This is a genomic window from Chromobacterium rhizoryzae, from assembly GCF_020544465.1.
Taxonomy (GTDB): Bacteria; Pseudomonadota; Gammaproteobacteria; order Burkholderiales; family Chromobacteriaceae; genus Chromobacterium.
In genome coordinates this window covers 1,389,224-1,414,597 of the sequence record NZ_CP066126.1, presented here as the reverse complement: position 1 = coordinate 1,414,597, position 25,374 = coordinate 1,389,224, and the positions used below count along the sequence as shown (strand labels likewise).

Here is a 25,374-nt window from a genome sequence, read left to right as displayed (position 1 = left end):
CTCTCAGTCAAAGACTACCGTCTTGTTGTTATAGGACAGCACGCGGTTATCCATATGCCAGCGCACGGCGCGCGACAACACCACTTTTTCCAGGTCGCGGCCTTTCTGGATCAGGTCGTCCACTTCGTCGCGGTGAGAAATGCGGGTGACTTCCTGCTCGATGATCGGGCCCTCGTCCAGATCCTCGGTCACGTAGTGGCTGGTGGCGCCGATCAGCTTCACCCCGCGCGCAAACGCGCGGTGATAAGGCTTGGCGCCGTCGAATGCCGGCAGGAAGCTGTGATGGATGTTGATCACCCGGTCCGGATAGCGCTCGACGAAACCCTGGGACAGGATCTGCATATAGCGAGCCAGCACGATGAAGTCCACGCCGGCCTCTTCCAGCAGGCGGAACTGCTCGGCCTCGGCCTCTTCCTTATTGTCCTTGGTGACCTTGATCACATGGAAGGGAATGCCGTTGAACTCCACCAGCCGGCGGCAGGTTTCGTGATTGGAAATCACCAGCGGGATCTCGCAGTCCAGCTCGCCGATGCGCCAGCGGTGCATCAGATCCACCAGGCAGTGCTCGTACTGGGACACGAAGATGGCCATCCGCGGCTTGCGGGTGGACAGCGACACCTTCCAGTTCATCGCGTGTTCGTCGGCAATCGGCTGGAAGGCGGCGGCGAAGTTCTCCATCGGCAGGGTGAAGCCGTCCACATCCCACTGCACCCGCATCAGGAACAGGTTTTCGCTGGTGTCCTGATGCTGGTCCGCGTGCATGATGTTGGCGTTGTAGGTCATCAGGAAGTTGGCGATGGCCGCCACCAGGCCCTTCTTGTCCGGCGCGCTGATCAACAGCGTGGCCGATTGCTTGTCTTGACTCATGATCGGATTTGCTTACTGCGAACTAAAACCGTCGATTTTACGATAGCCGGGCCGCCAGCGTCTCGCTTTGTTTGCAAGCGCCGGCCCTATCGCGCGCCGATAAAACAAAAACGCCGCCGCCGCGGAAGCGGCGATGGCGTTTTGGGCTGAACGGCGCGCCGTTCAAGCGTGCATATTGGCGGAGTCCAGAGTGTTCTGCAGCAAGGTGGCCACCGTCATCGGGCCGACGCCGCCCGGCACCGGGGTGATGAAGCCGGCGCGCTCGGCCGCCGCGGCGAACTCCACGTCGCCGCACAGCTTGCCGCTGTCCAGACGGTTGATGCCCACGTCGATCACCACCGCGCCCGGCTTGATCCACTCGCCCTTGACGAAGTTGGGGATGCCCACCGCGGCCACCACGATGTCGGCGGCGGCCACTTCGGCGGCCAGATCGGCGGTGGCGCTGTGGCACACCGTCACCGTGGCGCGCGCCAGCAGCATTTCCAGCGCCTGCGGACGGCCGACGATATTGGACGCGCCGACGATCACCGCTTTCTTGCCCTTGGGATCGATGCCGTACTCTTCCAGCAGCGTCATCACGCCGCGCGGGGTGCAGGGACGCAGCAGCGGCATCTTGATCGCCAGCCGGCCCATATTATAGGGATGGAAGCCGTCGACATCCTTTTTCGGATCGATGCGCTCGATCACCGCCTGCGGGTCGATCTGCTTGGGCAGCGGCAGCTGCACCAGGATGCCGTCCACCTCCGCGTCCGCGTTCAAGCGGTCGATGATGTCCAGCAGCGCCTGTTGGCTGGTATCGGCCGGCAGATCATAGGCCAGCGAACGGATGCCGGCTTTCTCGCAGGAGCGCTTCTTGCTGCCCACGTAGACCGCGGACGCCGGGTCCTCGCCCACCAGGATCACCGCCAACGCCGGGGCGCGCTTGCCCGCGGCCAGGCGCGCCTGCACGCCCTCGCCCACCTTGGCGATCAGTTTTTCCGCTACCGCTTTGCCGTCAATCAGTTGTGCTGCCATGGGCCGGTTCCATAATAGAGGCTGAAAAAGAAGGCGCATATTCTCGCATTTTTCGGCCGCTTCCGAAATGCCGCTGCGCAACAAAACTTACTTAAGATCAAGATAAATAAAGGGAAGTGCCGCCCAGCCCGCCGCCCGGCCAATATCGCGCCCCTGGCCGGCCGCAATTTAATTACAAACAGGTGTTGACAGCCCAAATCGCCATCCGTATAGTTGCGGTCTCTGTCGTCGGGGCGTAGCGCAGCCTGGTAGCGCACCTGATTTGGGATCAGGGGGTCGCGAGTTCGAATCCCGCCGCCCCGACCAGCAGTAAGGCGAAGCCCGACCGAGCGCCCGTAGCTCAACCGGATAGAGCACCGGCCTTCTAAGCCGGGGGTTACAGGTTCGAGTCCTGTCGGGCGCGCCAAGTAATTGTGGTACAATGCAGTGCTTGTTTTTCAGTGGTGGATGTAGCTCAGTTGGTAGAGTCCAGGATTGTGATTCCTGTTGTCGTGGGTTCGAGCCCCATCATCCACCCCACCCTATTTCAAGTTGCCGCCTCAGGGCGTCGACTCACCGCTTTCGGCGGTGGATGTAGCTCAGTTGGTAGAGTCCAGGATTGTGATTCCTGTTGTCGTGGGTTCGAGCCCCATCATCCACCCCAAATCTTAAAAAAACCCGGCCAAACGCCGGGTTTTTTCATTTTGGCGACTCATAAGGTCAGTTTTGGGCCTTGTCTGACAGTTCAAGCTCCGTATAATCGAATACATTTGCATGACACCGCTTGACTGACGACGACACCCACCACCATGACCACCATGCAGCCGATCAAGCGCCAGACGCTCACCAGTGCCGTAACCGAATCCCTGCGCCAGCGCATTCTCTCCGGGGAGTTCGCCGATGGCCAACAACTGCGCCAAGAGGCGCTGTCCAATGAATACGGCGTCAGCCGGGTGCCGGTGCGCGAGGCGCTGCGCCAGCTGGAAGCCGAAGGCCTGATCCAGATCATCGACCACAAGGGCGCGCTGGTGTCCAAGCTGTCGCTGGAAGACGTGCTGGAGCTGCTGGAAATCCGCGCGATGCTGGAAGGTTCGGTGCTCAAAGCCGCCATCCCCTGTCACACCAAGGCCGATCACGATCTGGCCCAGCAAACCCTGCGCGAATTCGAACAAGCGCTGCGCAACAACGACGTGCGCCACTGGGGGGAATTGAACTCCCGCTTCCACCTGGCCTTGTACCGCGCCGCCAAGCGGCCCAACACGCTGGCGCTGATCGAGCAGCTGCACAACAAGACCGACCGCTACACCCGGATGCAGATCCTGTTCACCCGCACCATGGAGCGGGCGCATGAGGAGCACAGCAAGCTGCTGGAGCTGTCCCGCCAGGGCAAGGCCGACGAGGCGGCGGAATTCATCCGCTTCCACATCCTGTCCGCCGGCCACGCGCTGGAAGACTATCTGCGCGGACAGAGCCAGCAAGCCGCCCTGAGTTGAGGCCGCTGCGCGTTCAGACTTTTTGAATCTGACGCGCAATTCTTTGCGCTATCAAGCGCGTCGGCGGCGCGCAATAATCCGGCCATGTAAACCGCCGGACGCCAGTCCGGCCCCACAGGGAGACATGGCCATGCAACACCCATTCATCAGCCGGGAAGCGGAAGGCCTGGTCAACGGCCAGGCGGTGTCGGACGGCGCAGGCGTGCGCCTGCTGCGCGTGCTCGGCTCCGATCTGCAAAGGCGGCTGGACCCTTTCCTGATGCTGGACGAATTCCGTTCCGACAATCCCGACGACTACATCGCCGGCTTTCCCAGCCATCCGCACCGCGGCTTCGAAACCATCACCTATATGCTGGCCGGCCGCATGCGCCACCGCGACAATACCGGCCAGGAAGGCCTGCTCGGCCCCGGCGGCGTGCAATGGATGACCGCCGGCCGCGGCATCGTCCATTCCGAACTACCGGAACAAGAGGATGGCCTGATGCACGGCTTCCAGCTGTGGCTGAACCTGCCGGCGGAGCGCAAGCTGTGCGCGCCGTGGTATCGCGACATCCCCGCCGCCGAGATTCCGTCTGCGCCGGCCCAAGGCGAGGCCCGCCTGATCGCCGGCCACTGGCGCGGCCAGGCCGGCGCGGTGGAACGCGAAGCCACCGAACCGCTGTACCTGGACCTGCGTCTGGACGCCGGCAGCGAAGAGACGCTGGAAATCCCCGCCGGCCACAACGCCTTCCTCTATGTTTACCAGGGCGAGATCGCCGTCGGCGCGCAACAGCGCGGCGTCAAGGCAAGGCAGATGGCGGTGCTGGACAACCGCGCCGACAGCGACGGCGTCAGCCTCCGCGCCGCGACCGACAGCCGCTTGCTGCTGATTGCCGGCAAGCCCTTGGGCGAACCCATCGCGCAATGGGGCCCCTTCGTGATGAATACGCGCGAACAAGTGGAAGAAGCCATAGCTGATTTCCGCGACGGCCGCTTCTGACCCTCAAACCCTAAGCTGGAGCCGCCATGCCGCTGCTTACCCAAACCATCGCCAGCCTGGACCGCGACATCGGCTTTCCGGTGCGCCGGCTGCTACCCACCCGCCAGGCGCGCCGCGTCGGCCCCTTCGTGTTTCTCGATCACATGGGCCCGGCCCGTTTCGCCGCCGAAGGCAGCGCCGGCGATGTGCGGCCGCATCCGCACACCGGCCTGGCCACCGTCACCTATCTGTTCTCCGGCGCGATGATGCATCGCGACAGCCTGGGCACGGTGCAGCGCATCGCGCCCGGCGCGGTCAACCTGATGACCGCCGGCAGCGGCATCACCCACTCCGAGCGGGTGCCGGCCGACATCCGCCAGCAAGGCGTGGCGGTGGAAGGCATGCAGCTGTGGCTGGCGCTGCCGGACGAGCAGGAGGAATGCGAGCCGGCCTTCGCCCATTACCCGGCCGAGGACTTGCCGCGCTGGAACCAGGACGGCGTGGAACTGAACCTGCTGATGGGCGAAGGCTGGGGCCGTCGCTCGCCGGTCGCCTATCCGCTGCCGGTGTTCTACGCCAGCGCCGCCATGCCGGCCGGCGCGCGCTTGGCGCTGCCGGAAGGCGTGGACGAACTGGCCGCCTATGTCGCCGCCGGCGAACTGGACGTGGACGGCGCCGCGCTGAACGCCAACGAATTGGGCCTGCTGCGAACCGGCCAGGGCGGCGAACTGATCGCACGGCGCGACAGCCGGGTGATGCTGCTGGGCGGCACGCCGCCGGCCAGCCCGCGCTATCTGGACTGGAACTTCGTGTCCAGCCGCCGCGAGCGGCTGGCCCAGGCGCGCGCGGACTGGATCGCCCAGCGTTTCCCGATGGTGCCGGGCGAGACCGAGTTCATTCCCTTGTGAGAGCGGCCGGCTAAAAACAAAACCCCCGCCAGTTGCCCGGCGGGGGTTTTCGCTTGGATCAAGCGTCTTACTTGCTCTGGATGCCGCCTTTCACCACGGTCGGCGTATTCTCATGCTCGGCGCGGATCAGCGGCGCCTTGCCGGAAGTCACGTCGCTGACCGCCTGCTTCAGGATGCCTGACGGGGTGCTGTTCAGCTTGACCCCGCCGCCGCCCTTGTAGCGCTCGGTGGCGATGTCGGCGGTTTCCACCTTGGAATCGCCCAGGTCCACCTTGCCGTTGGCGGACGACACGGTCGCACCGGTCAGCTGGGTCTTGCCGCCCACTTGCAGGGTCACGCCGTCGGCGCCGGCGATGCCGGTGACAGTGCCCACCGAGTTGTCGCGCTTGACGCTGACGTCCACGTCGGCCTTCAGCTCGGTGCCCTTGTCCTGGGCGTTCAGCAGCTTGTCCTTCAGCGTATTGCCGCCTTTGCGCGCCAGCGTGTCCAGCGTGCCGGACTTGGCCGGGCCGGAAGTCGGCTGCTCGGGCAGGGTGACGGTTTCGCTGTTGGCGTTGAAGCTCACCGCATTGGTGGTGTCTTCCTTCAGGCCCTTGTTGAAGGCCAGACTGTCGTACTTCTCCTTCACCTTGTCGGACGCGGCGTTGACCAGTTCGGTGCCCTTCTCCTTCACCTTGTCCTTCAGCGGGCCGGCCTTGTCGGCGACCTGATCAACCAGGCTGGCCTCCTTGCCGTTGGAGCTGTTGACGCCCAGCGCCACGTCCACCTTCACGCTGTTGTCGCGATCCTGACGGCTCTCCAGCGCCAGCTTGCCGCCCACCTGGCCAGTGACGGTCTTGCCGCTGACATTGGCGCCGGCCAGGGTGGCGTTGCCTTCGGCGTTCAGTTCCACTTGCTGCTTGGCGGTCACGGCGGCGTTGGCGTTGCTCAGCTTGTCCTGCTGATCCACCTTCACCTCCAGGCCGGCCTTGATGTCATGCACGTTCTTGGTGCTGTCAGGCTTGATCTGGCCGTTTTCCTTATCGCTGCCGGCCTTGTTGCCGCCGCCGATATTGCCGGCCACGCTCCAGTTGTTGCGTTGGTTGCTGGACTGCGCCGACTCCAGGCGGATATCGCCCTGGCTGTCCAGCTTGGCGCTGTCGCCCTGCACCTGGGTGCCGCTCAGGCGGATGCCGCCGCTGCCGGCCGCTATGCTGGCTTTGCCGCCGCTGACCACGCTGCCGCCGGTCTGGCTGCGGCTGGACTCGTCGGTGCTGGCGTAATTGCCGCCGGCGCCCACATTGAAGCCCTTGCTCGCCTTTTCCTGACCATTGCTCTGGCTGCCTCCGGCCTTGAGATCGAAGCCCCACTGGCTGCCGGACTTGTCGGCGCTGGATTCGGCGGCCTTGAACTCCACCTTGTCGCCCTGCAGCGTCACGTCGCCGCGGCTGGCGATCTTATCGCCCTGCAGACCCAGCTTGCCGCCGGCCGTCAAGCTCACGCCGGCGTCGGCGTCCACGCCGCCGGTCACGGCGGTGCTGGACTTGGCTTGCTGCTTGTCCACGTTCACCGCCACCCCGCCGCTGCCGCCGACATTCTTGCCGCCGCCTTCGATCGGGCTGGTGGTGATGGCCAGATTGGCCTTGCCGCCCACGGTGCGCTGCTCGCTGCTGCTGCTGTTGTTGGCCTGGCTGAAGCTCAGATCGCCGCCCGCGTTGACGCTGGCCGCGCCCTTGCCGCCGGCGATGGCCACGCCCTGGTAAGCGGCGTTGTTGTCCACGTCCACCTTGACGCCGTTGCCGGCGCGGATGCCGCCGGTGACCGCGGTGGAGCTGGACGATGCGCTCGTCACCGTGCTGCCGCTGCCGGCCGCCTTGACGTTCACATCCTCGCCGGTGGTGGTGTAGACGCGCACGCCGACATCCGCCTCGGTCTTGCTGCCGCTCTGGCTCTGGGTATTGGCCACGGCGCTGAACTGATGGCTGTCCGCCTTGATCTCCACCGTGTTGCCGGCCTGATACTGGGTGCCTTGATCGCTGAGCCCGGCCTTGGCGTCCACCTTGATATTGCCGCCGTTCAGGCTGCTGGCCTGCGCGGTGCTGGATTGGCGGGTCTCCGAGCCGACGCCGGCCTTGACGCCGACATCCACGCCCAGATTGGCCGCGCCCAGATCGCCGGCGGCGCCGGCCGCGCCGATCACATCGCCCTTGGCCACTTTTTCGCCGGCCGCCACCAGCGGACGGGTCACGCCGCTGTAATCGGCGTTGACGCCCACTTCCACGCCCCAATGACTGCTGTCGGAGGTGGTTTTCTGGCTGCTGTTGGCCGCCTGGTTGTCGATGCGGCCGCCGGCCAGCTTGATGTCGCCATCAGCCTTGACCTGGGTGCCCTGGTTGCGGATGTCGCCGTCGCCGTTGCCGGCGACGATGCTGACCCCGCCCTTGGAATTGATCGCGCTGACCTGGGCCGTGCTGCTGTCGGACTGGCTGCGGCTGTTCTTCTGGTCCACGCCCAGCGCCACCCCGGTCTTGTCCAGGCCGGCGTCGATATAGAGGCCGCCGCCGGTGACGCTGCTGCTCTTGCTTTCCTTCACCGTGTCCTGCGCCGCGTTCAGGCTGACGTTCTGGCCGCTGAGGGCCGCGCCGCCGGCGCCGGCGTTCAGCTTGGAGCCGGTCACAGTCAGATCGCCCTGGGCATTGAGCGCCACCTTGTCGCCGGACAGCGTCGCCGCCTGGTTCTGGGTCGCGTCGCGGTCCACGCTGCTGCTGCTGTGCTCGATGCGCACGCCGCCGCGGTACTGCTTGTCGCCGGTGATCTCGCCGACGCCGCGCAGCGCCAGCTCGGTGTCCTTGCTCTCTACCTTATCGCGGGTCTGCGACGCCGCCACCTTGATGTCGCCGTTGGCGGCCACGTTCAATTCGCCGCCGGCGCGCACCTGGCTGCCGCTGATCGCCACGTCCTTGGCGGACTGGATGCTCAGATTGGTGTCGGACTTCAGCTCGGCGTTGACCGCCTGCTGCTGGCTGGCATTGCCTTTGCTGCTGCTCTTAGTAATGTTGAAGGCGGTGCCGCTGCGCTGATCGGTGCGGGTTTGCGATTGGTTGACCACGCTGTCGATGCTGATGTCGCCGTTGCGGCTGATCGCCACCGCGTCCCGCTCGCCGCGGGCGCGGCTGCCGGCGATGGCCACGCTGTCGCCGCGCAGGGTCAGCTTGCCGCCGGCGGTCAGATCGCTGCCGGTGTTGACGGTGTCGGTCTTGCCGTTGTCGCGGTTGCCGCCGCCGCCGATGCCGCCCCAGTACACCTGGTCGTTGCGCTGGCGGTTCTGGTTTGTCGTCTGCTGCACGCCCAGGCCGAGCGCGCCGCCCGCGTCCAGGGAAGCGTCGCGGCCGGCGGCCAGCTTGGCCGCCTTGGCGTCGATGTCGCCGCTGGCGCGGATATCCAGATCGCGGCCGGCGCGCAGCTGGCTTTGCGCCAGGCGTTGCTCGCTGGAAGCATGGTCCCAAGAGCCGGTTTCCAGGCTGGCGCCGTCGTTCTTGCGATTGCCCCTATCGCTGCGGGTATCGGTTTCCGTCACGCCGCTCAGCTTCACGCCGCCGTCGGCCTGCAGGCGGATGTCCTGGCCGGCGCTGACGCTGCCGCCGCGGATGGCGATCTGGCCGCGCGGCTGCGCGCCGTCCACCGCCTGGTTGTCCGCCGCCGTCGCCGCCGCGGTCAGCGTGGCGTCCTGCTCGGCGCGGATGCGCACGCCTTCCTGACGCTGGCTGGTTTCGCTTTGGTCGCGGTTATAGGCCCAGGAGTTTTTCCAGGCATGATTGCTGTTGCTGGACGCGCTGTCCGCCACTTGGCTGTCCAGCGTCAAATCCTTGCCGCTGAGCGCCACATTGCGGCCATTGATGTCGGTGGCGGCCAAGGTCGCCGCGTCGCCGGCGCTGAGGCTCACATCGTCGCGCGCGCTGATGACGCTGCGCTTGATGCGGGTATCGCTGCCATTGCTGGCGGTATTGCTTTCACCGGTTTTCCAGATAAACCAGCTCTCGTCGTGGCCGCTGTCTTGGGTGGTGGAGGTTTCCGCCCGGCCGCGGCTGTCGATCTGGCGCGCGGCCAGAGCCACCTTGCCTTCGCTGGCGCGGATCTGCGCGCCTTCCAGCGCCAGTTTGCCCTGGCGCGCGTCCACCGACACTTCCTGCGCGCCGTTCAGGCTGCCGCCCACATTGACGCCGGCGCCGTCGGCGGTACTGATGATATTGATGCGGCCGGCCTGCATCGCGCCCAGGAACACGCTGTCCAGCAAGCCCACGCCTTCCGGCGCCTTATCGCTGCGCAGCACCTTGGCGTCCTGGCCCTGGTAATCCACCAGGTTGAAACCGGCGCGCACATTAAGCTGCTCGCGCGCGGCGACATTGCCGCGCACATCGATGCGCGGCGCGATCAGGTCCAGCACGTTGACGCCGCTCAGGCCGGCGCCATTGACGCTGAGCGCGTTGCCGTTCATCGCCGCCTGCAAGGAGGCGATGGCGCCGTTTTCGATATTGGCGTTGCCCACCAGCAGCGAAGCGCGCGGCGTGTTGATGAAGCCGCAGCCGCTGCAGGTGATGCCGTTGGGGTTGGCCAGCACATAGTCGGCGGCCTTGCCGAACACTTCCTGCTTGCCCAACAGCAAGGACGGGTTGCGGCTGATCACTTCGTTCAAGATCACGCTGGCTTCGCGCCCGCCCAGCAAGGCGTTGGCGCCCAACTGGCCGGCCAGCTGCGACTGGCCGCCGGCGGCGGAGTTGTTGAACACCGCGCCGGGCTTGCCGACGTTGAAATCCTGGTATTGGTTATGCGACAGGCCCGCGGCGCTGGGCGCCACGATATTGACCACCGCCGCGCCGTTGGCGGCGTTGCTCACCTGCGGCTGCGCGCCGTTGCCGCCGGCGACGATGCCGGCCGCCATCGCGGCTTCCACCGCCCAAAACGCCAGAGTCAGCGCTGCGGCCACTTTCCCCGTTACCGATAAGCCGAAATTTATTTTTTTCTTCATGATTTGAGTCCCGTTCATTCAGAGAACAAGCAGATCCGGTCCAAAACCGTCTATCCAAACGCCCCATGTTCCGTGGGCCTTTCCAGCCTGCCAGCCGGATCCGCCCACAATGAAACATACGTTTGATTTCGAATCTACGTCTCTTTTTAAATCAATTCAAATGAAATACTGCCAATATCGCTTAGTCGCTTTCGCAGCTAATTTCTTTCAAAAAATATTCACGACAAAAAATAAATGCCAAAGGCATCACCAGGACAGCGCCAGCTTGGCGAACAGCTGATGGCCTTCCTGCTGCCAGCCGGCGGGCTTGTACAAGGGCCGGCTGTATTCCAGGTCCAGGCTGGCCTTGCGGTAGCTGAAAGCCAGGCCCAGGCTGGCGCCGGCAATGCTCTGCCATTGCTGGACCGAGCGATGCGGCAACACCCGGCCGCCGTCCAGACCGATACGCGGCGTCACGCCGACGCCGGCCAGCTCAAAGCGGCGCGACAAGGTATTGCGCCAGGACCAGGCGGTTTCCCCGGCCAGGGTGTTGCGGCGGAAACCGCGCACCGCGCTGGCGTCGGACACGTCCATCTGCTCGACGCCGGGCAGATAATCGCGGCTGGTCTGGCCGGTCAGCGCGCTATTGAGCTGATACGGTCCGCCGGGCAGACCCAGGCTTTGAAACCAGTTCAGCGAAGCCTTCCACTTGGTGAACTGCGGGTTGGGTCCGTCCGGCGCGCGCGGGTCCGGCGCGCTGGCGCCCAGCCAGCGCGTGCCGCGCTGCACGCCGGCGTCCGCGATCAACACGCCGCCGCTGAGCAATTGCAGCCGGGACAGGCCCAGCTCGGCCACGCTCAGCGTGGGGCTGGTGATCTCGATCTCGCTGTCGAGAAAGTAATTGCGCACCCGTTTATGCGTCAGTTGCGCCGTCAGCGAGGTGGTCTGGTTCTGACCGCGGCTCACCACCCGGTCCACGCGCAGGCCGCTCTGGGCGGTGCGGCCGGACAAATTCACCGCGTTGCGCTGCAATTGCAGCGGGTTCAGATAATCGGCGCGGCTGGCGAAGGCGCTGAACGTCCAATAGCCGTAAGGCAGGGAGTAAAACAGCGATTCGCTGCGGCTGTGCCGCACCGCATTGTCGTTGCTGGTGCGTTGCGCCGACACGCTGACGAAATCGGACAGACCCAGCGGGCTGTCCCAGGACAGGCCCACGCCGGCCTGCACCCGGCCGGTGCTGTCGCGGCCGGTGTTGTCGGCGTTGAAGTTCAAGCGCCAGGGCGCGTCCTTATTATTGCGCAAGCTCAGAATGGAGCCGCCCACGGTTTCGCCGGGCAGGATGTCCAGCGTCGCCTTGCTGGACGGCAGGCGGTTGGCCTGGTCCAGGCCCTGATCGGCGTCGTGGATGTTCAGCGGCCGGCCGACCACGCCGGGAAACAAGGTGGCCGGATTGCTGCGCCGGTCGTCGCTGACGATCTTCTCCACCCGCCCTTCGTGCACGCGCAAGGTCAGCACGCCCTGCTCGTCCGGCCCTTCGGCCGCCACGCGCGCAGCGATATAGCCCTTCTTCAGATAGAGCTGGGTCAAGCCGCGGCTGAAGCGGTTCAACTCTTCATTGTTCAGGCAGTCGCTGGCCAGTTCGCCCAGCGAGGCCACTTCCTTGCGGCTCAACAGCTTGATGCCGGCCAGACGCACGCCCTTGACGCGCAGGCAGTCCAGCTCGCTCATATCGGCCGCTTGCGGCCTCCGCATCATATTGCTGTCCGGCTGCATCTGCCGCAGCCGCTGCTGCTGAATGATGGCGTCGAAACGGCGGCTGTTGTCCTGCAACAGGCGCCGCGAATCGTTTTCCATTTGCTGATGCATGCTGCCAGACATGCCGGGCACTTCCGCGGCCTGCGCCGCCACGCCCCAACAAACGATCCCCGCCATCCGCCAGAGCCGAGCTGGAGATGGTTTTTTATATTTAATCATCATCGGATTCGTAACTATTTTTAAATAAAGGAAAACAGAAATTCCATGACGCGTCCAGACTAATGAGAATAATTATCAAATAATGACACTATTACCCAGACTTGATGCCAGCCTTGCGGCCTTAGCGCAACATAAAATTCAATACGAATAAAAAAACCCGGCCAATGGCCGGGCTTTCCGCTTAGTCGTTTGATTCTGAAATATCTTTCAGAAGATCAGAAAAAACTTATTCGAACACAAAGTGGGCGCGCTTGATATTGCACAGCAATTCATAGGCGATGCTGCCGGCGGCGGCTGCCACCTCGTTGACCGACACCGCGTCGCCCCACAACTCCACCTCGCTGCCGATGCCGGAGGCGGGCAAGTCGCTCAGGTCCACGGTAATCATGTCCATGGACACCCGGCCAATGATGCGCGAACGGCGGCCGTCCACCGCCACCGGGCTGCCGCTGGACGCCAGCCGCGGATAGCCGTCGGCGTAGCCGCCGGCGATCAGGCCCACCCGGGTCGGCCGTTCGGTAACGAAGTTGTCGCCGTAGCCGATGGGCTCGCCGGCGGCCAGCTCGCGCACGCCGAAGATGCGGCTGCTCAGCCGCATCACCGGTTTCAGCTCGTCGCCCTGCGGGAAGCCCGCCGGCAGCGGGCTGGCGCCGTAAAGCAGGATGCCGGCGCGGCCCCAGTCGCGCCGCGAACGCGGGTGACACAGGATGCCGGCGGAATTGGCCACGCTCTCCTCCCCCGGCAGGCCGGCGGTGGCGGCGTCGAAGCTTTCTATCTGCGCCAGGGTCATCGGCACCGTCGGCTCGTCGGCGCGGGCGAAGTGGGTCATCTTGACGATGCTCTCCGCCTTGCCGCTGGCCTGCAAACGCTCCCAGGCCGCGCGGTAATGCCGCGGCAAAAAGCCCTCGCGGTGCATGCCGCTGTCCAGCATCAGCCAGACACGGAACGGAGCGGCCGGCTGGGCCTCTTCCAGCATGCGCAGCTGTTCTTCGCTCTGCACCACCAGCCACAGCCGGTGGCGCTCGACTTCGGCCAGCTCGGCCGCCTCGAACACGCCTTCCAGCAGCAGGATGGGCGCGCTCACGCCGGCGGCGCGCAGGTGCAGCGCCTCCTCAAGACAGGCGACGGCGAAACCGTCGGCGACATCGGCCAGCGCCTGAGCGCAACGCGCCGCGTCGTGGCCGTAGCCGTTGGCCTTCAGCACCGCCAATACCCGCCCGCCATGCTGGCGCTTGGCCAGCAGATAGTTGTCGCGCAGGTATTGGGTGCGGATGGTGGCGATCAGCGGCCGCATGCTCAGGCGCCCGCCACGGCCGGCCGGGCGGCCGGCACCACCAGGGTTTCGCCCTGTTTGGCGTAGCGCTGCATGGACAGACCGTCCAGGCTGATCTCCGGCTTGGCGCCGGTGATGATGTCGGCCAGCACCTTGCCGGAACCGGCGCCCATGGTCCAGCCCAGGGTGCCGTGGCCGGTGTTCAGCGACAGATTGGCGAAGCGGGTGCCGCCGACGATGGGCGTGCCGTCCGGCGTCATCGGCCGCAGACCGGTCCAGAAGCTGGCGGCCGGGATGTCGCCGCCGTTCGGGTACAGATCGCCCACCACCATTTCCAGCGTTTCGCGGCGGCGCGGGTTCAGCGACAGATCGTAGCCGGACAACTCGGCCATGCCGCCGACGCGGATGCGGTCGTCGAAGCGGGTGATCGCCACCTTGTAAGTTTCGTCCAGCACCGTGGACACCGGCGCGCCGGCCGGATTGGTGATCGGCACGGTCAGCGAATAGCCCTTGACCGGGTAAACCGGAATATCAATGCCCAGCGTCTTGACCATGTCGCGGGAGAAGCTGCCCATCGCCACCACATAATGGTCGGCAGTCAGCAAATCGTCGCCGACGCGGACGCCGGTGATGCGCTTGCCGTCGCTCTCGATGCCGTCCACGCTTACGCCGAAGCGGAACTCAACGCCCTTGGCGCGCGCCATCTCGGCCAGACGGGCGGTGAACAGATTGCAATCGCCGGTTTCGTCGTTGGGCAGTTGCAGGCCGCCGGTCAGCTTGTGCTTGACGCTGGCCAGCGCCGGCTCCACCTCGGCGCAGCCGTCCCGGTCCAGCACTTTGAAATCCACGCCGCACTCCTTGAGCACGGCGATATCCTTGCTGACGCCGTCCACCTGGGCCTGGCTGCGGAACAGCTGCAGCGTGCCGCCCTGGCGCGCCTCGTAGCCGATGCCGGTTTCGGCACGCAGCTCTTTCATCTTGTCGCGGCTGTATTCGGCCAGACGCATCATCCGGCCCTTGTTCACCGCGTAAGCGTCTTCATTGCAGTTGGCCAGCATCTTGGCGATCCACTGCAGCTGGTACAGGCTGCCGTCCGGCTTCACCGCCAGCGGCGCGTGGCGCTGGAACAGCCATTTGGCCGCCTTCAGCGGAATGCCCGGCGCGGCCCAGGGCGTTGAATATCCGGGGGAAATCTGGCCGGCGTTGCCGAAACTGGTTTCCAAAGCCACGCCTTCCTGGCGCTCCAGCACCGTCACATCGCAGCCCGCCTTGGCCAGATACCAAGCCGTGGACACGCCCAGAACACCGCCGCCCAGCACGATCACCTTCATTTTCTCTCTCCGTTTGCAGCACTACATGGCTATAGTGATTTTGCGTAGTATATTAATGAAACACTGGGTTTTTTCACCAAAGTAGCGTCAGACTACAGATTTTTAAACTGCAAACTTTCATAGACATAGTGAAAACATGAAGAAAAGTTCAAGCGGCGACAAAGCGCTGGATAAAACCGATCTGAAAATCCTGCGCCTGTTGCAGAAAAACGGCCGCATCTCGATGACGGAACTCTCTGAAAAGGTGGGACTTTCCACCACGCCGTGCACCGAGCGGGTGCGGCGGATGGAGCGCGACGGCATCATCGAAGGCTATTACGCCCGGCTCAATCCGCACGCGATGGGCGCGGCGCTGCTGGTGTTCGTGGAAATCAAGCTGGAAGCCAAATCCGGCAATATCTTCGACGCCTTCCGCCGCGAAATCATGCGCATCCCGGAAATACTGGAATGCCACCTGGTCTCCGGCGAATTCGACTACTTAATCAAGGCCCGCATCCCGGACATGTCGATGTACCGCAAGCTGCTGGGCGACATCCTGCTGCAACTGCCCTCGGCCAAGGAGTCCAAAAGCTATGTGGTGATGGAAGAGGTCAAGGAGACCTTGCTTCTGCCGCTGGGAGAATAAATTAGCCGTTTAAAATCACACTCTTGCCTTTGATTTAAATCAAAAAAGGCTTGCATTCCCCTCCCGCCTCAGCCAAACCACAAGCAGCTGTTGCTAGCGTAAAACTACCTAGGCGGGAGATGAGGATGTTCGGCTTCATGAAGGCGGTCGACAAGACCGCGGACGCGGCGCGGCAGGTGCGCCAACTGGAAAGCGTGCTGGACCACGCGGACAATCTGATCATGCTGTGCGACACCAGCCGCGACAACGCGATCTTCTATATGAACAAGACCGCGCGCGACATCCTGAGCCGGCATCGAGAAATGATGAACCAGAAATTCCGCGCCGGCGTCGACGTCAACCACGCCCACGGCCACAGCATCCACCAATTCCACCGCGATCCGGAGTACAACCGCCGCATCCTGGCCGACCTGGCCAGCTGTAGGATCCCATCTTCCTCTAGATGAGCCCCACGACAGATCAACGGGGTTCTAGACGAAAGTGGGACGGAGGCGGTACGGGCGTCCCATCTTCCTGGAAGATCCTCTCCCAAGCCTTTCGCCGCCGCTGCACCGTGTCCCGCCACTTGATCGGATCCCCCACCTGATATCTCTCGATAAATCGGGTAAGCGTATCGGTGCGAGTATATACCAGTTGGCGGCAAGCTTCGATGCTGGTGCCGCGGAGCGGGTAGATGGCTAAGTGCTTGAGCATGTTCATCACTTTCCTGGGCGAGCGGCCAGTCAGGTCTGCGATCTCGGTACCGAAGATGTACTGCCGCAGGAAGCGGTCGACATCTGCTTTGCGCACTCTGGAGCCTTGGTGCTTCTGGTTGCCCAGCTTGTGCGAGCGGATGTAATCGTTCTGCGTCAGCCAGTACGCCACCTGCTGCTTCACCCCCAGCACTTCGGCCAACTCCGGAATGGTGACCCAGTTGGCCCGATCCGTGGGGAGACCGGCACGCCACTGCTGCAGGGCCTTGCGCTTGAACACCCAGCGCGTGATCCCGGTCTTGCCGATGAGGGTGGCGCAGACGGCCAGCTTGCCGGCCTGGACCTCCTCAACCAACGACACAACTTCGTCGGCATTCCACTGCCAATAGTGCAGCACGTCGGCCAGCGAAGTTTCGTCTTCATCGAGAGAATAGACCCGCGGCAGCGCCTCGCCGAACTCGGCCAACTGATAGACCTCCGAGCTGGAAATGCACCATGGCAGCAAAGGCTGGTCGTTGACTCGGCGGGCGGAGGGGAACAGCAGCTTCAGGATCCGTCGCATCCGCACCTTGCCCAGACCCAGCACCTCCATGGCCTTGGTCATGGTGATTTCCCCCGCAAGTTGTTCCTCCACCTGGATCAGCCGGTCTTTGCGCACCATCAGGAAGCGGCGGCCTTTGCTGCTGATGGTTTCTTGCCCTTCCAGTTGCCCGGAACGGATCAGGTAGCGCAGCCGCGCCATGGAGATACCGAGTCGGTCGGCCGCCGCCTTTCCAGGAATCCACTGGATGTTCTCCAGGACCTCGATGGTGAACCGGCGATTCCGTCTCGCCACACCACCTTTCCAGCGCTGCGTCACCCATTGCTCGAAAGCTTCGCGAACCGGGTGGTAAACACCATCGCGCAGTCCTCCGTCGTAAAGGTAACGATAAGCCTCCTGAAACACGGTATTCAGGCTGATCTGCGGATCTCCGCTGGACGTTTGCAGGGCGTCGAGGGCTGCGTGGAATTTGTCGGGCCAGAAAACCAGCATCTCCGCCGCCAATGAGGTGATGGGCCAAGACACTTCCAGCAAGCCCGCATTCATGATTTTGAGTGGTTTGAGCGTGGCGACGGGATTCAGATAAGTACCCAGGTAGCGGATTAGGCGCTGTACCTGCTCCAGGGTGAGCCCTTGGAAGGGATAGCCATGCGTTTGTGGAACCGCTTGCTGCAACAGCATCTGCTCCAGCGTTTCCGCCAGCAGAATGGCGGCCGCAGGCGCCCCCTCCGGGATCTCCCGACGTAGATCGGCGCCGCAATTGCAACGGAGCAGGCTGTCTCGGTGCCAGGTCATCGACTCGCCGCAACTGGAACAATGGTCCACCAGCCAGGTGCCGTGCTTGGGGCAGGTGTCGAAATACAGCAGCTCCCAGCCGATCCGCCATCGGGCTTCTTCCGCCAGGCAGTACGGGCAGTACCGGGCGAAGCGTCGGTTCCAGATGCTGGGTTGATGCTGCTCCAACTGGGCCACGTGGCGAATATGGCTGTGCAGCTCCGGATAAAGCGGGTCAGGGGGCAGCAGCTGTTGCTGTCGCAAGGCCTCAGGGGTGAAGGCGATGCCAAGCTGCTCCAGGTCTCGCAGGCTCATGAAGTTTGCCTCGGCCAGCCGGAATAGATAGCCGATTGGCCCCTCGGTTCGCGTTGGGTGGGGACGGATCAGCAAGCTGGGGGCATCTTGCTGGGGGATGGTGCTGTCACACATGGGTCACGCCTCCTTTGCTTGGATGCAGGCCCAGCTTGATGGCTACCGGCGAGCCGACTGGGTCCTTACGGGTATGCGGGTAGAACACCTCGCCGGGGCGAGTGAGGGGACGCAGCGACGACTCGGGGTGGAAGGGATTCAGCGTGTCAGGCACGTCTTTCCAGATCCGCTCGCGAAAGCCGGCACCCAGCACATCCAGCGACAGCGTGTTGAGGCCGGCCAGGTTGGCGGCGCAAACCGCGCCCTCCAGCAGCTTGATGGTGTAGTCGAGCAGCCCGAAGCTGGCGGTGTGGATGCGCCGCGCCAGGTTGGCCTCATGCAAGGGAATCTCGCAGCCCAGCGGCAGGCAGGGCGCGATGCCTTTGAGCAGTCCCCGGTATTCCAAGAAATCCGCCTCATCGTCGAGCTGGAACGGATCCATGGGGATGCACTGCGAGAAGCGGCGCGACAGCTGCTCGTTACTGCGGATCACCAGTTCGGCCGCCGGCAGCCCGCACGCCACCATGCCCACGCAGGTACTTTCCAGCAGGTTCTTCAGCCAATCGGTGACATCCCGGAAAGCTGTCGCGCTGGGGGTATAGAACAGATGCTGGAACTCATCGATCAGCAGCAACTCCACACCGCATTGCGGAAAGAAGTCGACCAGGCGAGTGGTTTTTTCGGGGGCAGTGCCGCGGTGCGACTTCCGGTCCCCCATGGCCTCCAGGATGGCGCCGGCGAGACTGCGTACCGTCGGCGACGACGGCACTCGTACGATGAGGACCGGAATCCGCGTGCGCTGCATCTCAAAACCGCGTGGTGACTGCGCTTCATACGCCCGGAGGACGGTGCTTTTGCCGGCGCCGGAGGGGCCGATCAACAGCACGCCGCCGCCCACACCATGCGCGCGGCGACGGTGATGCAGTTCGGCGATCTGGAACAGCGCGTGGCGAAAGCGTTGGTGGTATATGGGTTCCAGCTGCAGTTTGTAGCCCAGCACCTTGTCGGACGCGTAGCCGGCGTTCGGGGCGAACTGCCGCATCAAGTCGAGAGGATCCATCACACACCTCCCTTCTTGGCCGATACCGACAGCTCCGGCAGATCATCCTGCAATCCGTCAGGCAATGACTCCGGCAAAGGAGTTTTGCGGGTTTTGACGGGTTTTCTGGCGGCGACCAGCGGATCCTGCTTTTCCAGCACCGTTTCGCTGTTGAGGTTGAACTGGCGCGCGCCGGACTTTCGATAGCCCATCTTCTTGTGCTGCAGCGCCGCCTGCGCTAGCTCCTGGATCTCGCGTTTCGCCTCCAGCAATTCAGGGGTGTTGCATAGCTCGCCGAAGCGTTTGCGGGCATGGGCGCGGATGGTGCGGTGCATTTCCCGAGGTAGACCCTCGGCGTATTCCATGTCCCGCGCCGGAACGCGCAGATACGTCTTACTGTCCGGATCCAGCACATGAATGTGGCCGACATCATCCTCGTAGGTTTTGATCTCCACAGGGATGTTTTTGCCGAAACGCCGGCGGATCAGTTGCACGTGGTGGTCGTTGTAATGCAGGCCCTCGAACTCAATGCCGTAGTGGAACAACGTCCGGCTTGCCGGAATGCCGGCGATCAGCTCCAACTGTTGCGGGTCGGTGGGCAGCGCAATCGGGGCCCGGTTGGCGGACTCTTGCCAACGATCCAATGGCCGGCCTTTGATGCCGCGGTGAGGCGTGACGTTGTAGACATCGACAATCCAGCGCACCAGTAAATGCGTCAGCGTGGCCATGTCCAGGCAGGCCTGTTTTTCTGCCGGGTAGTCGCCGCGCTCCTGCGGATTGGAAAACGTGGTGCCCGGCAGGGTGTGGATGAGATCTACATTTTGTGTGCGGATAAATCGCTCGATTGCCCCCTTTTGCCACGATACCTTCGAGCCGCAGAACAGCATCACAATGCTCATTTCCAGGCAGGCCTGTTCAAAGCCGGTGCTATGCAGATCAGGGCCATTGTCGACAGCGACCAACTGCGGGATGCCATAGGCTGGCCAAGGGTTATTGATATCAGCCCACTGACTGAGCAGATCCTCCTTGGGCAGGATGGCCCGTCGTAGGCACTGCAGCAGCGAGTTGGCGGAGGGTGCGCCAATGCTGATATAGAAGCCGACGATCATCCGGGAGTATTGGTCGATCGCCACGGTAATCCACGGCCGGCCCAATGCCAGTCCTGTCACCAGGTCGATGATGATGAGGTCTAACGGCGTGTGGTCGATCTCGATCCGTTCCAGGATGGCCTGGGTCTTCACACGGCCGATCGCGACGCGGTATTTCATGCGGGCGGCTTCGGCGCCTTCGCGGGCCAGATCGACCAGATCCTGCTGTAGAGCCTCCAGCCAGCGGAATACCGTGGTGCGGCCGGGGCATTTCAACTGCTCATGAGGGGACAACGTCTGATTGATGGCATCAGTACGTGCCTTCATCCGCTGGTAGACCGCCACTTTCGGCAGTTTGTTATCGGTGAGATAGACCTCGGCGATGACCTGCTCGAACAACTGATAGCCCGGTTTGGTCTGGTGAATGGACTCTGGTCGATTCCAGGGAATCAGTTTCAGAATCGAGCGGGTGCTCCGGTAGCGCCGCCACCAGTCCGATACGGTCGATGCGCAAGGCGGGTAAGGGTCTCCAATCTCGCTGGCAAGTTGATCAATACGTGCCTGCCAGAGCTGCACGTTGTACGGTGTGTGGTCCGGATCGATGCTCTGCAGATAATGCAGGCGGCGCCGAACGATGGCCTGGATTTTGAGCGGATAGGTTGATAGATCGCGCGGCGTCACGAGATAGATCGCCTCGCCGAGGTTGGCCAATGACTCTTCGTCGATGATCCACTCCTGCGACTGCCAGCGTTGCAGGATTACCGCGGAGGTCAGCGTCAGAACCTCACCTTCGTCTGAGAGCAGTTGCAGCTTGCCGCTGGCTAGCCGGCGGTCCAGCTCCCAGCGAGTCTGTCCCTGCAGGAAGCCCAGGCCGCGTTTAAAAGTAAATCGTTGCATGGCGCTCTCCCGCAGATAGTTGAACGAGGGTGGCCGGCGCGAGGGGCTGTGTCAGGTCGACATAGAGCTGGGCTTGCGCGATCAGGGTGTCGGTGACGTCTGAACCGAACTGCTCCAGGCATTGCGCCAAGGGGATGGATTCGGTCAAATAGAAGGCCGCAGCAAGCTGGCGGCGGGTTGGGAGGGGGCTCGCGGGATGGTTGTAGTGATACAGCAGTGTTTGCAGGGTGCTGAACTGCGGTTCCTGCCGGATTTCTTCTTCAGTCAGTAGCCGATAGTCCAGACCTTGTGCCAACAGCTGTTCGGCAATCTGGCGGTATTTCGCTTTGACCTGAGGGCGGCTTAGTTCGGATGAGGGCTTGATCTCAATGAGCAGCGCCCGTTCATCGCGCAGCGAGGCCCGCAGATCCGGGATATAGGTGCGCATGGCCTCCCCGTCCCAGTAAGCCAATTCTTCGGGCTGCTCCTGGTAGGCCACCACGCCGGGCGATAGCTCCAGCAACAGCAAGGCATCGCGTTCCAGCAGCGACTCCCATGCCACCATCCGCTTCATTTTTTTGGAGGGGAAATAGCCACGGATGTGGCGTCCCCGACGGGTGACGACTCGTCGTACTCGCATCGTATTCTCCCGGCTGCGCCGGCAAGAACTCTCCCTGCGCAGCCACGCATCTGTTGGAAAGTTGGCCAAAAATGGACGTTAAAATCCGCCGTTCAGTTGGAAACTGACCGTTTTTGGCCGAAAACAGGGGGAATTGGCTTGACCACTTGGATGCGCGAGACGATACTGAGCTTGTCTAGGGCAAAAGATTCGTCTTTTGCATCAAAGGGGTAGCCGTCAGGTTACCCTTTTACATTTCTACCCTCCTTCCATCTGTACTCAGGCTAAACAGGCCTTGTGCATGCATTACTTTCTCCTCATCTGCTCTGCGATTTTTTCAAGGGCATCTCCACGGCAGATCTCCGTTGCATTGCCTCATGCAAAATTGCCAACAGCTCGGCGTTGACGCTGCGGAAGTTCGCAGCCGCTTCTGCCTTTAGCCACTCCGCAATCGTTTTGGGAAGCCTGTATTGGGAGCGATAGATTTCGGTTTCGACATGAGGCATGAATGGCTCCGGACGAATTGGGGAGGTAAATTTAATAGTGGCATAGTTATATTTTGATGCCAATTAGGCATTGAAAAAATAAAAATGTAGTGTCAAATTGACATTATATTTTTGCCTAAATCGCGGAGCGAATATGACTGAAAAACTCTACCGTACGCAGTTGCGCCTCCCGATGCGTGTGTACGAGCAACTGAAACAGCAGGCAGATGAGTCTGGTCGCTCGCTGAATGCCGAGATTGCCTACCGGTTGGAGAACTCATTGGGTGAGAAGGCACTAAGAGATGGGAGGTTGCCAACAGAACGGCAGAAGGTGGAGCTCTTGTTAGATTTCGAGTCCTGGCTACAGGAATCGCAAGGAGATCTGAGTGAAAAGGGTGCTTTGAAAGAGTTTTGCCGCCTCTACAACGGAGGCGATCCAGATTATGAGCAGGTTGAGACTGTTCATGGTATTGAAGAGGTTACACCACGCTTTCTACGCGACTTAGCTTTGGCTTGTCGCCGCTACGCGCGTGAATCTCCCTATATTAGCCAGCATTTAGACCCAACCATGTCACAGAGGCACGTTCCAGAGGTGCGGAAGGCCGCACTTGTGAAAGGTTACCTTTGTTGGTGCGAGACACAGACAAAAAACCCCATGAATCCAGATGCTTTGAATAGCTTTTGCAGAGAATATCATGAGAAAATGAACCAGAGAATATTGGATATGCCTACTATATCTCCCGGGTATCTTGAGGAATTAGTCATAGCTTGGCTTTACAAGCTACCAACGTACTTAGCAACGCTGTCAGAGAAGAGTGATTTTATGCGTGAAGCCATACAGATTATGTATGAGCAATAGTTCACCAAACCTCATGCTCTAGAGAAAACTGTAGGGCACACGAAGACACAATAGATGTTAGACCTCACATCAATGCGGTAGATACAACCGAATGCGAGCAGCCATAACCTTATTGCATACACACCCTGTTCATGATTACCGTATTGGACGTCGATAGGACTCACCATTCTTGCCCGTCCAAGCTTCAGTGTTGTCAATTTGGATACAAGCTACAATCGTACCATCATTTTGCTGGCACTTTTCAAATTTAATTAATTTAGCCTGACGCCGTTTCATAGCATCGGTTTCCTTTTCAATCTGAGCCAGATCCTGCCGCAGAGATTCAACAATTTGCCTACGACTCTCAATCTCTACTTTTGAAGGAATAGTACGTTGAAACATCCAATAAGCGCAGCCAAGAAGAATCAGTTGCACCAGAGCCCACATAGCAAATAGCTTCCATCCAAGATGCCTGGCGGAGCTCTCATAACGTTTTTTTGCACTTTGTGCAGCCTTATCTGCGTCAGCAAACTTACTCGCGAGAAGATCTGCGGCTTTGCTTGCAGTTTTTTCTGCTGAGCTTTCGATCGCCTCAGTTATATCCCACTTCAGGAAATTGATTCGTTGATCTACCTGTTGACGCAACAGATTTAGGTCAGATATTGCTTTTTCCGTAGCCTGTTGATCGTTATAAGTGGCCTCGAGTATTTTTTGGACAACATCCATCTGGCTCTGGATACGATCATCAACATTTGTGTTATTCATCTTTAATGTCCAAAGCTAGGTCCATCTCGTTCTATTTCTTTCTGTCGTAGCTTCGCATGTGAAAGTTGATGTTTCAGGTCTCTTTCTGTTCGTCCCATATGCAGGTCTATCCAATTCCGATGCTGTAAACGCAACTCAATCAAATCCTCCATGGGGGCATAGTGTAATGTCCCATCCGCCTGGGCTACTAATAAAAGACAACCGGTACCGACAGTTCCATTTCCATTCGTTCTGCGCACCCACGCCAAGTACTCGGCTATATCCTCCTTGGATAGGTGAGCTGGCGGATTCATGACCTCATCAGCAATTGATTCTATGAAGCTTTCCAAGCGATGTTCATATGCGTTATCGTTGAAGGCATCCAAATATGGGATGATTCGTGCAATTAGGGATTTTTTCTCTGCTGCTGTTTCTATATACCAGTGAATGGAACGTGAGACGGATTCCATAGGTGTCCCCTGTACTGCGACACTGAGCATTTGGTGCCTTCTCTTTTCTTTATTTGAATGATTTTCAGCTGTTTTGAACTCTATAAGACGTAAGACACCTGGAAACTCAACCATCAAGTCACCTAACAGGTGGTCTGCAGGTGTTTGTTGTAGAAGATTAATGGCGCAGCCTACAGTGCCTTCATTGCGCTTGGCTCGTATTGAGAATCCCAAGCCAAATAAAAAATTCCCGATGACAATGTTTTCGTACAACTTCATAGTTTACATTTCCCATGCTTTAAACTTGGGCAATAACAATATGCGTACAATGCAAATGCATGAGCACCGTAGCCATCTTACTCCTTATCCGTATCCTAAAAGATTTATCTGAAGCATGGCGCTTGCCGTGCATACCACAAAAACTGACCAGCGAAGCGTTATACTTTTTTGTGCCTCCAGAAAAATTAGCTATAAAGACTTATAAATTCAGGCAACACAAAAACAGATAACACAGGAGGTTAGATAATGACTTACTGGCAAAAAGCTAATAAAGCAAAGCTTTTAAAATAGAAGATAGCAATAAGGCGTTTTAGGTATTTTCTCAATGAGGTGGTATGCTGTACTCACCGGAACATTGTATTCATCAGCTTTATTGAAAAGTATTTCCCTAATAACCTCTGGCTCTTCCACCTCAAATATGCCCAACGCCCAGTACGTACGCATCTCAAGTGCTGATTGACGCATTTTAGACACCTTCACCATGTCTCGCATCATGTTGCTCATACAGTTCCCGACATCAGGATGCTGTTTAATTTCAAGCACTGCGTAAGAGCCTATTTTCCATCCCTTTTTTCTGATGAGAAAATCAGGCTTGAGAAATGATCTCTCTTTTTCGCGGCGCAGATCATACCCCAAAGGCACCTCACGCCACCATTCCGGTTCAGAGTTATGAGTGGATAGAAATCTAGCAAATTCTATTTGAAGCCATATTTCCCAACCAGCTATCTCATTAGCCTTAATCAGTTTGAGCCCATTCTGGACTTGCTTACCATTAAAGAACTCCGCAAGTAATTCACGAATATATCTAAAATCTCTTTCCAATTTATTTCCAGTGAACAATCGAAAATTATTTATATCTCTCCATTGCCTTTTGTGGAGAAATAGTAACCGACAACACTACCTAGAATGGTAGTGCAAAAGGTGAGGACTTCGTGGAAGTATTCGTTTCGTACTATGCCAAAAAAAATTATTAAGATTGTCGTGATGGACACCAAGATCATCGAAAGAATTGGCTTAGTTCGATGATTCAATCGGTATGTCATAGTGTCTGTTTTCCCAAGCCCGCCACAAGTGCCACAAGCGAGGCCGTAATGAGGGCCTCTTTTTAACTCATTCTTGGCTTCACAGACCTTGCA

The 25,374-nt window shown here is 60.6% G+C and carries 20 protein-coding genes and 4 tRNA genes; 10 read left to right on the top strand and 14 right to left on the bottom strand.

What is annotated here, in order from left to right:
• Nucleotides 1-3: 3 nt before the first annotated feature.
• Together purU and folD are read right to left on the bottom strand one after the other, a co-directional pair.
• Nucleotides 4-867, bottom strand: coding sequence for a formyltetrahydrofolate deformylase (purU, locus tag JC616_RS06510; protein ID WP_048410466.1), 864 nt, complete (start codon nt 865-867; stop codon nt 4-6).
• A 162-nt stretch (nt 868-1,029) separates the two neighbouring features.
• Nucleotides 1,030-1,881, bottom strand: a complete 852-nt coding sequence (gene folD / locus JC616_RS06505; RefSeq protein WP_227107328.1) for a bifunctional methylenetetrahydrofolate dehydrogenase/methenyltetrahydrofolate cyclohydrolase FolD — start codon at nt 1,879-1,881, stop codon at nt 1,030-1,032.
• 229 nt (nt 1,882-2,110) lie between these two features.
• Between folD and JC616_RS06500 the strand changes: the two genes are divergently transcribed.
• From JC616_RS06500 to JC616_RS06470, 7 genes are all read left to right on the top strand, one after another.
• Nucleotides 2,111-2,187, top strand: a tRNA-Pro gene (locus JC616_RS06500).
• A 23-nt stretch (nt 2,188-2,210) separates the two neighbouring features.
• Nucleotides 2,211-2,287 (top strand) — tRNA-Arg (locus JC616_RS06495).
• A gap of 37 nt (nt 2,288-2,324) precedes the next feature.
• A tRNA-His gene (locus JC616_RS06490) sits at nt 2,325-2,400 on the top strand.
• A 48-nt stretch (nt 2,401-2,448) separates the two neighbouring features.
• Nucleotides 2,449-2,524, top strand: a tRNA-His gene (locus tag JC616_RS06485).
• A gap of 145 nt (nt 2,525-2,669) precedes the next feature.
• Entirely contained in the window at nt 2,670-3,353 is a 684-nt protein-coding gene (locus tag JC616_RS06480) for a GntR family transcriptional regulator (protein ID WP_107799968.1), read from the top strand.
• Between the two features lie 130 nt (nt 3,354-3,483).
• Entirely contained in the window at nt 3,484-4,332 is an 849-nt protein-coding gene (locus tag JC616_RS06475) for a pirin family protein (protein ID WP_227107327.1), read from the top strand.
• A 26-nt stretch (nt 4,333-4,358) separates the two neighbouring features.
• Nucleotides 4,359-5,219: a pirin family protein gene (locus JC616_RS06470; RefSeq protein ID WP_227107326.1), complete on the top strand. Its 861-nt coding sequence runs from the start codon at nt 4,359-4,361 to the stop codon at nt 5,217-5,219.
• 67 nt (nt 5,220-5,286) lie between these two features.
• Here JC616_RS06470 and JC616_RS06465 read toward each other — a convergent pair whose 3' ends face one another.
• The 4 genes from JC616_RS06465 to JC616_RS06450 all read right to left on the bottom strand — a co-directional run bounded on the left by JC616_RS06465 (nt 5,287) and on the right by JC616_RS06450 (nt 14,781).
• Entirely contained in the window at nt 5,287-10,224 is a 4,938-nt protein-coding gene (locus JC616_RS06465; protein ID WP_227107325.1) for a hemagglutinin repeat-containing protein, read from the bottom strand.
• 246 nt (nt 10,225-10,470) lie between these two features.
• Entirely contained in the window at nt 10,471-12,081 is a 1,611-nt protein-coding gene (locus JC616_RS06460; protein WP_227107324.1) for a ShlB/FhaC/HecB family hemolysin secretion/activation protein, read from the bottom strand.
• Between the two features lie 322 nt (nt 12,082-12,403).
• On the bottom strand, nt 12,404-13,471 hold the full coding sequence (gene alr, locus JC616_RS06455) for an alanine racemase (protein ID WP_227107323.1): 1,068 nt from the start codon (nt 13,469-13,471) through the stop codon (nt 12,404-12,406).
• 2 nt (nt 13,472-13,473) lie between these two features.
• Nucleotides 13,474-14,781, bottom strand: a complete 1,308-nt coding sequence (locus tag JC616_RS06450; protein WP_227107321.1) for a D-amino acid dehydrogenase — start codon at nt 14,779-14,781, stop codon at nt 13,474-13,476.
• A gap of 136 nt (nt 14,782-14,917) precedes the next feature.
• On the opposite strand from JC616_RS06450, the gene JC616_RS06445 reads away from it, so the two are divergent.
• Together JC616_RS06445 and JC616_RS06440 are read left to right on the top strand one after the other, a co-directional pair.
• Nucleotides 14,918-15,406 carry a winged helix-turn-helix transcriptional regulator gene (locus JC616_RS06445; RefSeq protein WP_107799975.1) on the top strand — a complete coding sequence of 163 codons (489 nt, stop codon included), beginning with the start codon at nt 14,918-14,920 and terminating at the stop codon, nt 15,404-15,406.
• A 125-nt stretch (nt 15,407-15,531) separates the two neighbouring features.
• Complete coding sequence (locus JC616_RS06440; RefSeq protein ID WP_227107319.1) at nt 15,532-15,852, top strand: PAS domain-containing protein; 321 nt, start codon at nt 15,532-15,534, stop codon at nt 15,850-15,852.
• A gap of 13 nt (nt 15,853-15,865) precedes the next feature.
• Here JC616_RS06440 and JC616_RS06435 read toward each other — a convergent pair whose 3' ends face one another.
• The 5 genes from JC616_RS06435 to JC616_RS06415 form a co-directional block, all read right to left on the bottom strand.
• Nucleotides 15,866-17,842, bottom strand: a complete 1,977-nt coding sequence (locus tag JC616_RS06435; RefSeq protein ID WP_227107318.1) for a helix-turn-helix domain-containing protein — start codon at nt 17,840-17,842, stop codon at nt 15,866-15,868.
• Nucleotides 17,835-18,881 carry a TniB family NTP-binding protein gene (locus JC616_RS06430; protein ID WP_227107316.1) on the bottom strand — a complete coding sequence of 349 codons (1,047 nt, stop codon included), beginning with the start codon at nt 18,879-18,881 and terminating at the stop codon, nt 17,835-17,837. The genes JC616_RS06435 and JC616_RS06430 overlap by 8 nt, the downstream gene beginning before the upstream one ends.
• Nucleotides 18,881-20,845, bottom strand: coding sequence for a hypothetical protein (locus JC616_RS06425; RefSeq protein ID WP_227107314.1), 1,965 nt, complete (start codon nt 20,843-20,845; stop codon nt 18,881-18,883). Before JC616_RS06425 ends, JC616_RS06430 begins: the two co-directional genes overlap by 1 nt.
• Nucleotides 20,826-21,464: a TnsA endonuclease N-terminal domain-containing protein gene (locus JC616_RS06420; RefSeq protein ID WP_227107312.1), complete on the bottom strand. Its 639-nt coding sequence runs from the start codon at nt 21,462-21,464 to the stop codon at nt 20,826-20,828. The genes JC616_RS06425 and JC616_RS06420 overlap by 20 nt, the downstream gene beginning before the upstream one ends.
• Nucleotides 21,465-21,760: 296 nt before the next feature.
• Nucleotides 21,761-21,949 carry an Arc family DNA-binding protein gene (locus tag JC616_RS06415; protein WP_227107309.1) on the bottom strand — a complete coding sequence of 63 codons (189 nt, stop codon included), beginning with the start codon at nt 21,947-21,949 and terminating at the stop codon, nt 21,761-21,763.
• Between the two features lie 133 nt (nt 21,950-22,082).
• Here JC616_RS06415 and JC616_RS06410 point away from each other — a divergent pair, with 133 nt between their 5' ends.
• Nucleotides 22,083-22,787, top strand: a complete 705-nt coding sequence (locus tag JC616_RS06410; protein ID WP_227107308.1) for an Arc family DNA-binding protein — start codon at nt 22,083-22,085, stop codon at nt 22,785-22,787.
• 135 nt (nt 22,788-22,922) lie between these two features.
• Here the strand turns inward: JC616_RS06410 and JC616_RS06405 are convergent, their stop codons facing one another.
• The 3 genes from JC616_RS06405 to JC616_RS06395 form a co-directional block, all read right to left on the bottom strand.
• Complete coding sequence (locus tag JC616_RS06405; protein WP_227107307.1) at nt 22,923-23,531, bottom strand: hypothetical protein; 609 nt, start codon at nt 23,529-23,531, stop codon at nt 22,923-22,925.
• 2 nt (nt 23,532-23,533) lie between these two features.
• Nucleotides 23,534-24,238: a hypothetical protein gene (locus JC616_RS06400; protein WP_227107305.1), complete on the bottom strand. Its 705-nt coding sequence runs from the start codon at nt 24,236-24,238 to the stop codon at nt 23,534-23,536.
• 282 nt (nt 24,239-24,520) lie between these two features.
• Nucleotides 24,521-25,060 carry a hypothetical protein gene (locus JC616_RS06395; RefSeq protein WP_227107303.1) on the bottom strand — a complete coding sequence of 180 codons (540 nt, stop codon included), beginning with the start codon at nt 25,058-25,060 and terminating at the stop codon, nt 24,521-24,523.
• Nucleotides 25,061-25,374 lie beyond the last annotated feature (314 nt).

What these genes read in the sequence shown, in the direction of transcription:
- purU (WP_048410466.1), bottom strand. Translation starts at nt 867, where the DNA reads ATGAGTCAAGACAAGCAATCGGCCACGCTGTTGATCAGCGCGCCGGAC.
- folD (WP_227107328.1), bottom strand. Translation starts at nt 1,881, where the DNA reads ATGGCAGCACAACTGATTGACGGCAAAGCGGTAGCGGAAAAACTGATC.
- JC616_RS06480 (WP_107799968.1), top strand. Translation starts at nt 2,670, where the DNA reads ATGACCACCATGCAGCCGATCAAGCGCCAGACGCTCACCAGTGCCGTA.
- JC616_RS06475 (WP_227107327.1), top strand. Translation starts at nt 3,484, where the DNA reads ATGCAACACCCATTCATCAGCCGGGAAGCGGAAGGCCTGGTCAACGGC.
- JC616_RS06470 (WP_227107326.1), top strand. Translation starts at nt 4,359, where the DNA reads ATGCCGCTGCTTACCCAAACCATCGCCAGCCTGGACCGCGACATCGGC.
- JC616_RS06465 (WP_227107325.1), bottom strand. Translation starts at nt 10,224, where the DNA reads ATGAAGAAAAAAATAAATTTCGGCTTATCGGTAACGGGGAAAGTGGCC.
- JC616_RS06460 (WP_227107324.1), bottom strand. Translation starts at nt 12,081, where the DNA reads ATGTCTGGCAGCATGCATCAGCAAATGGAAAACGATTCGCGGCGCCTG.
- alr (WP_227107323.1), bottom strand. Translation starts at nt 13,471, where the DNA reads ATGCGGCCGCTGATCGCCACCATCCGCACCCAATACCTGCGCGACAAC.
- JC616_RS06450 (WP_227107321.1), bottom strand. Translation starts at nt 14,781, where the DNA reads ATGAAGGTGATCGTGCTGGGCGGCGGTGTTCTGGGCGTGTCCACGGCT.
- JC616_RS06445 (WP_107799975.1), top strand. Translation starts at nt 14,918, where the DNA reads ATGAAGAAAAGTTCAAGCGGCGACAAAGCGCTGGATAAAACCGATCTG.
- JC616_RS06440 (WP_227107319.1), top strand. Translation starts at nt 15,532, where the DNA reads ATGTTCGGCTTCATGAAGGCGGTCGACAAGACCGCGGACGCGGCGCGG.
- JC616_RS06435 (WP_227107318.1), bottom strand. Translation starts at nt 17,842, where the DNA reads ATGTGTGACAGCACCATCCCCCAGCAAGATGCCCCCAGCTTGCTGATC.
- JC616_RS06430 (WP_227107316.1), bottom strand. Translation starts at nt 18,881, where the DNA reads ATGGATCCTCTCGACTTGATGCGGCAGTTCGCCCCGAACGCCGGCTAC.
- JC616_RS06425 (WP_227107314.1), bottom strand. Translation starts at nt 20,845, where the DNA reads ATGCAACGATTTACTTTTAAACGCGGCCTGGGCTTCCTGCAGGGACAG.
- JC616_RS06420 (WP_227107312.1), bottom strand. Translation starts at nt 21,464, where the DNA reads ATGCGAGTACGACGAGTCGTCACCCGTCGGGGACGCCACATCCGTGGC.
- JC616_RS06415 (WP_227107309.1), bottom strand. Translation starts at nt 21,949, where the DNA reads ATGCCTCATGTCGAAACCGAAATCTATCGCTCCCAATACAGGCTTCCC.
- JC616_RS06410 (WP_227107308.1), top strand. Translation starts at nt 22,083, where the DNA reads ATGACTGAAAAACTCTACCGTACGCAGTTGCGCCTCCCGATGCGTGTG.
- JC616_RS06405 (WP_227107307.1), bottom strand. Translation starts at nt 23,531, where the DNA reads ATGAATAACACAAATGTTGATGATCGTATCCAGAGCCAGATGGATGTT.
- JC616_RS06400 (WP_227107305.1), bottom strand. Translation starts at nt 24,238, where the DNA reads ATGAAGTTGTACGAAAACATTGTCATCGGGAATTTTTTATTTGGCTTG.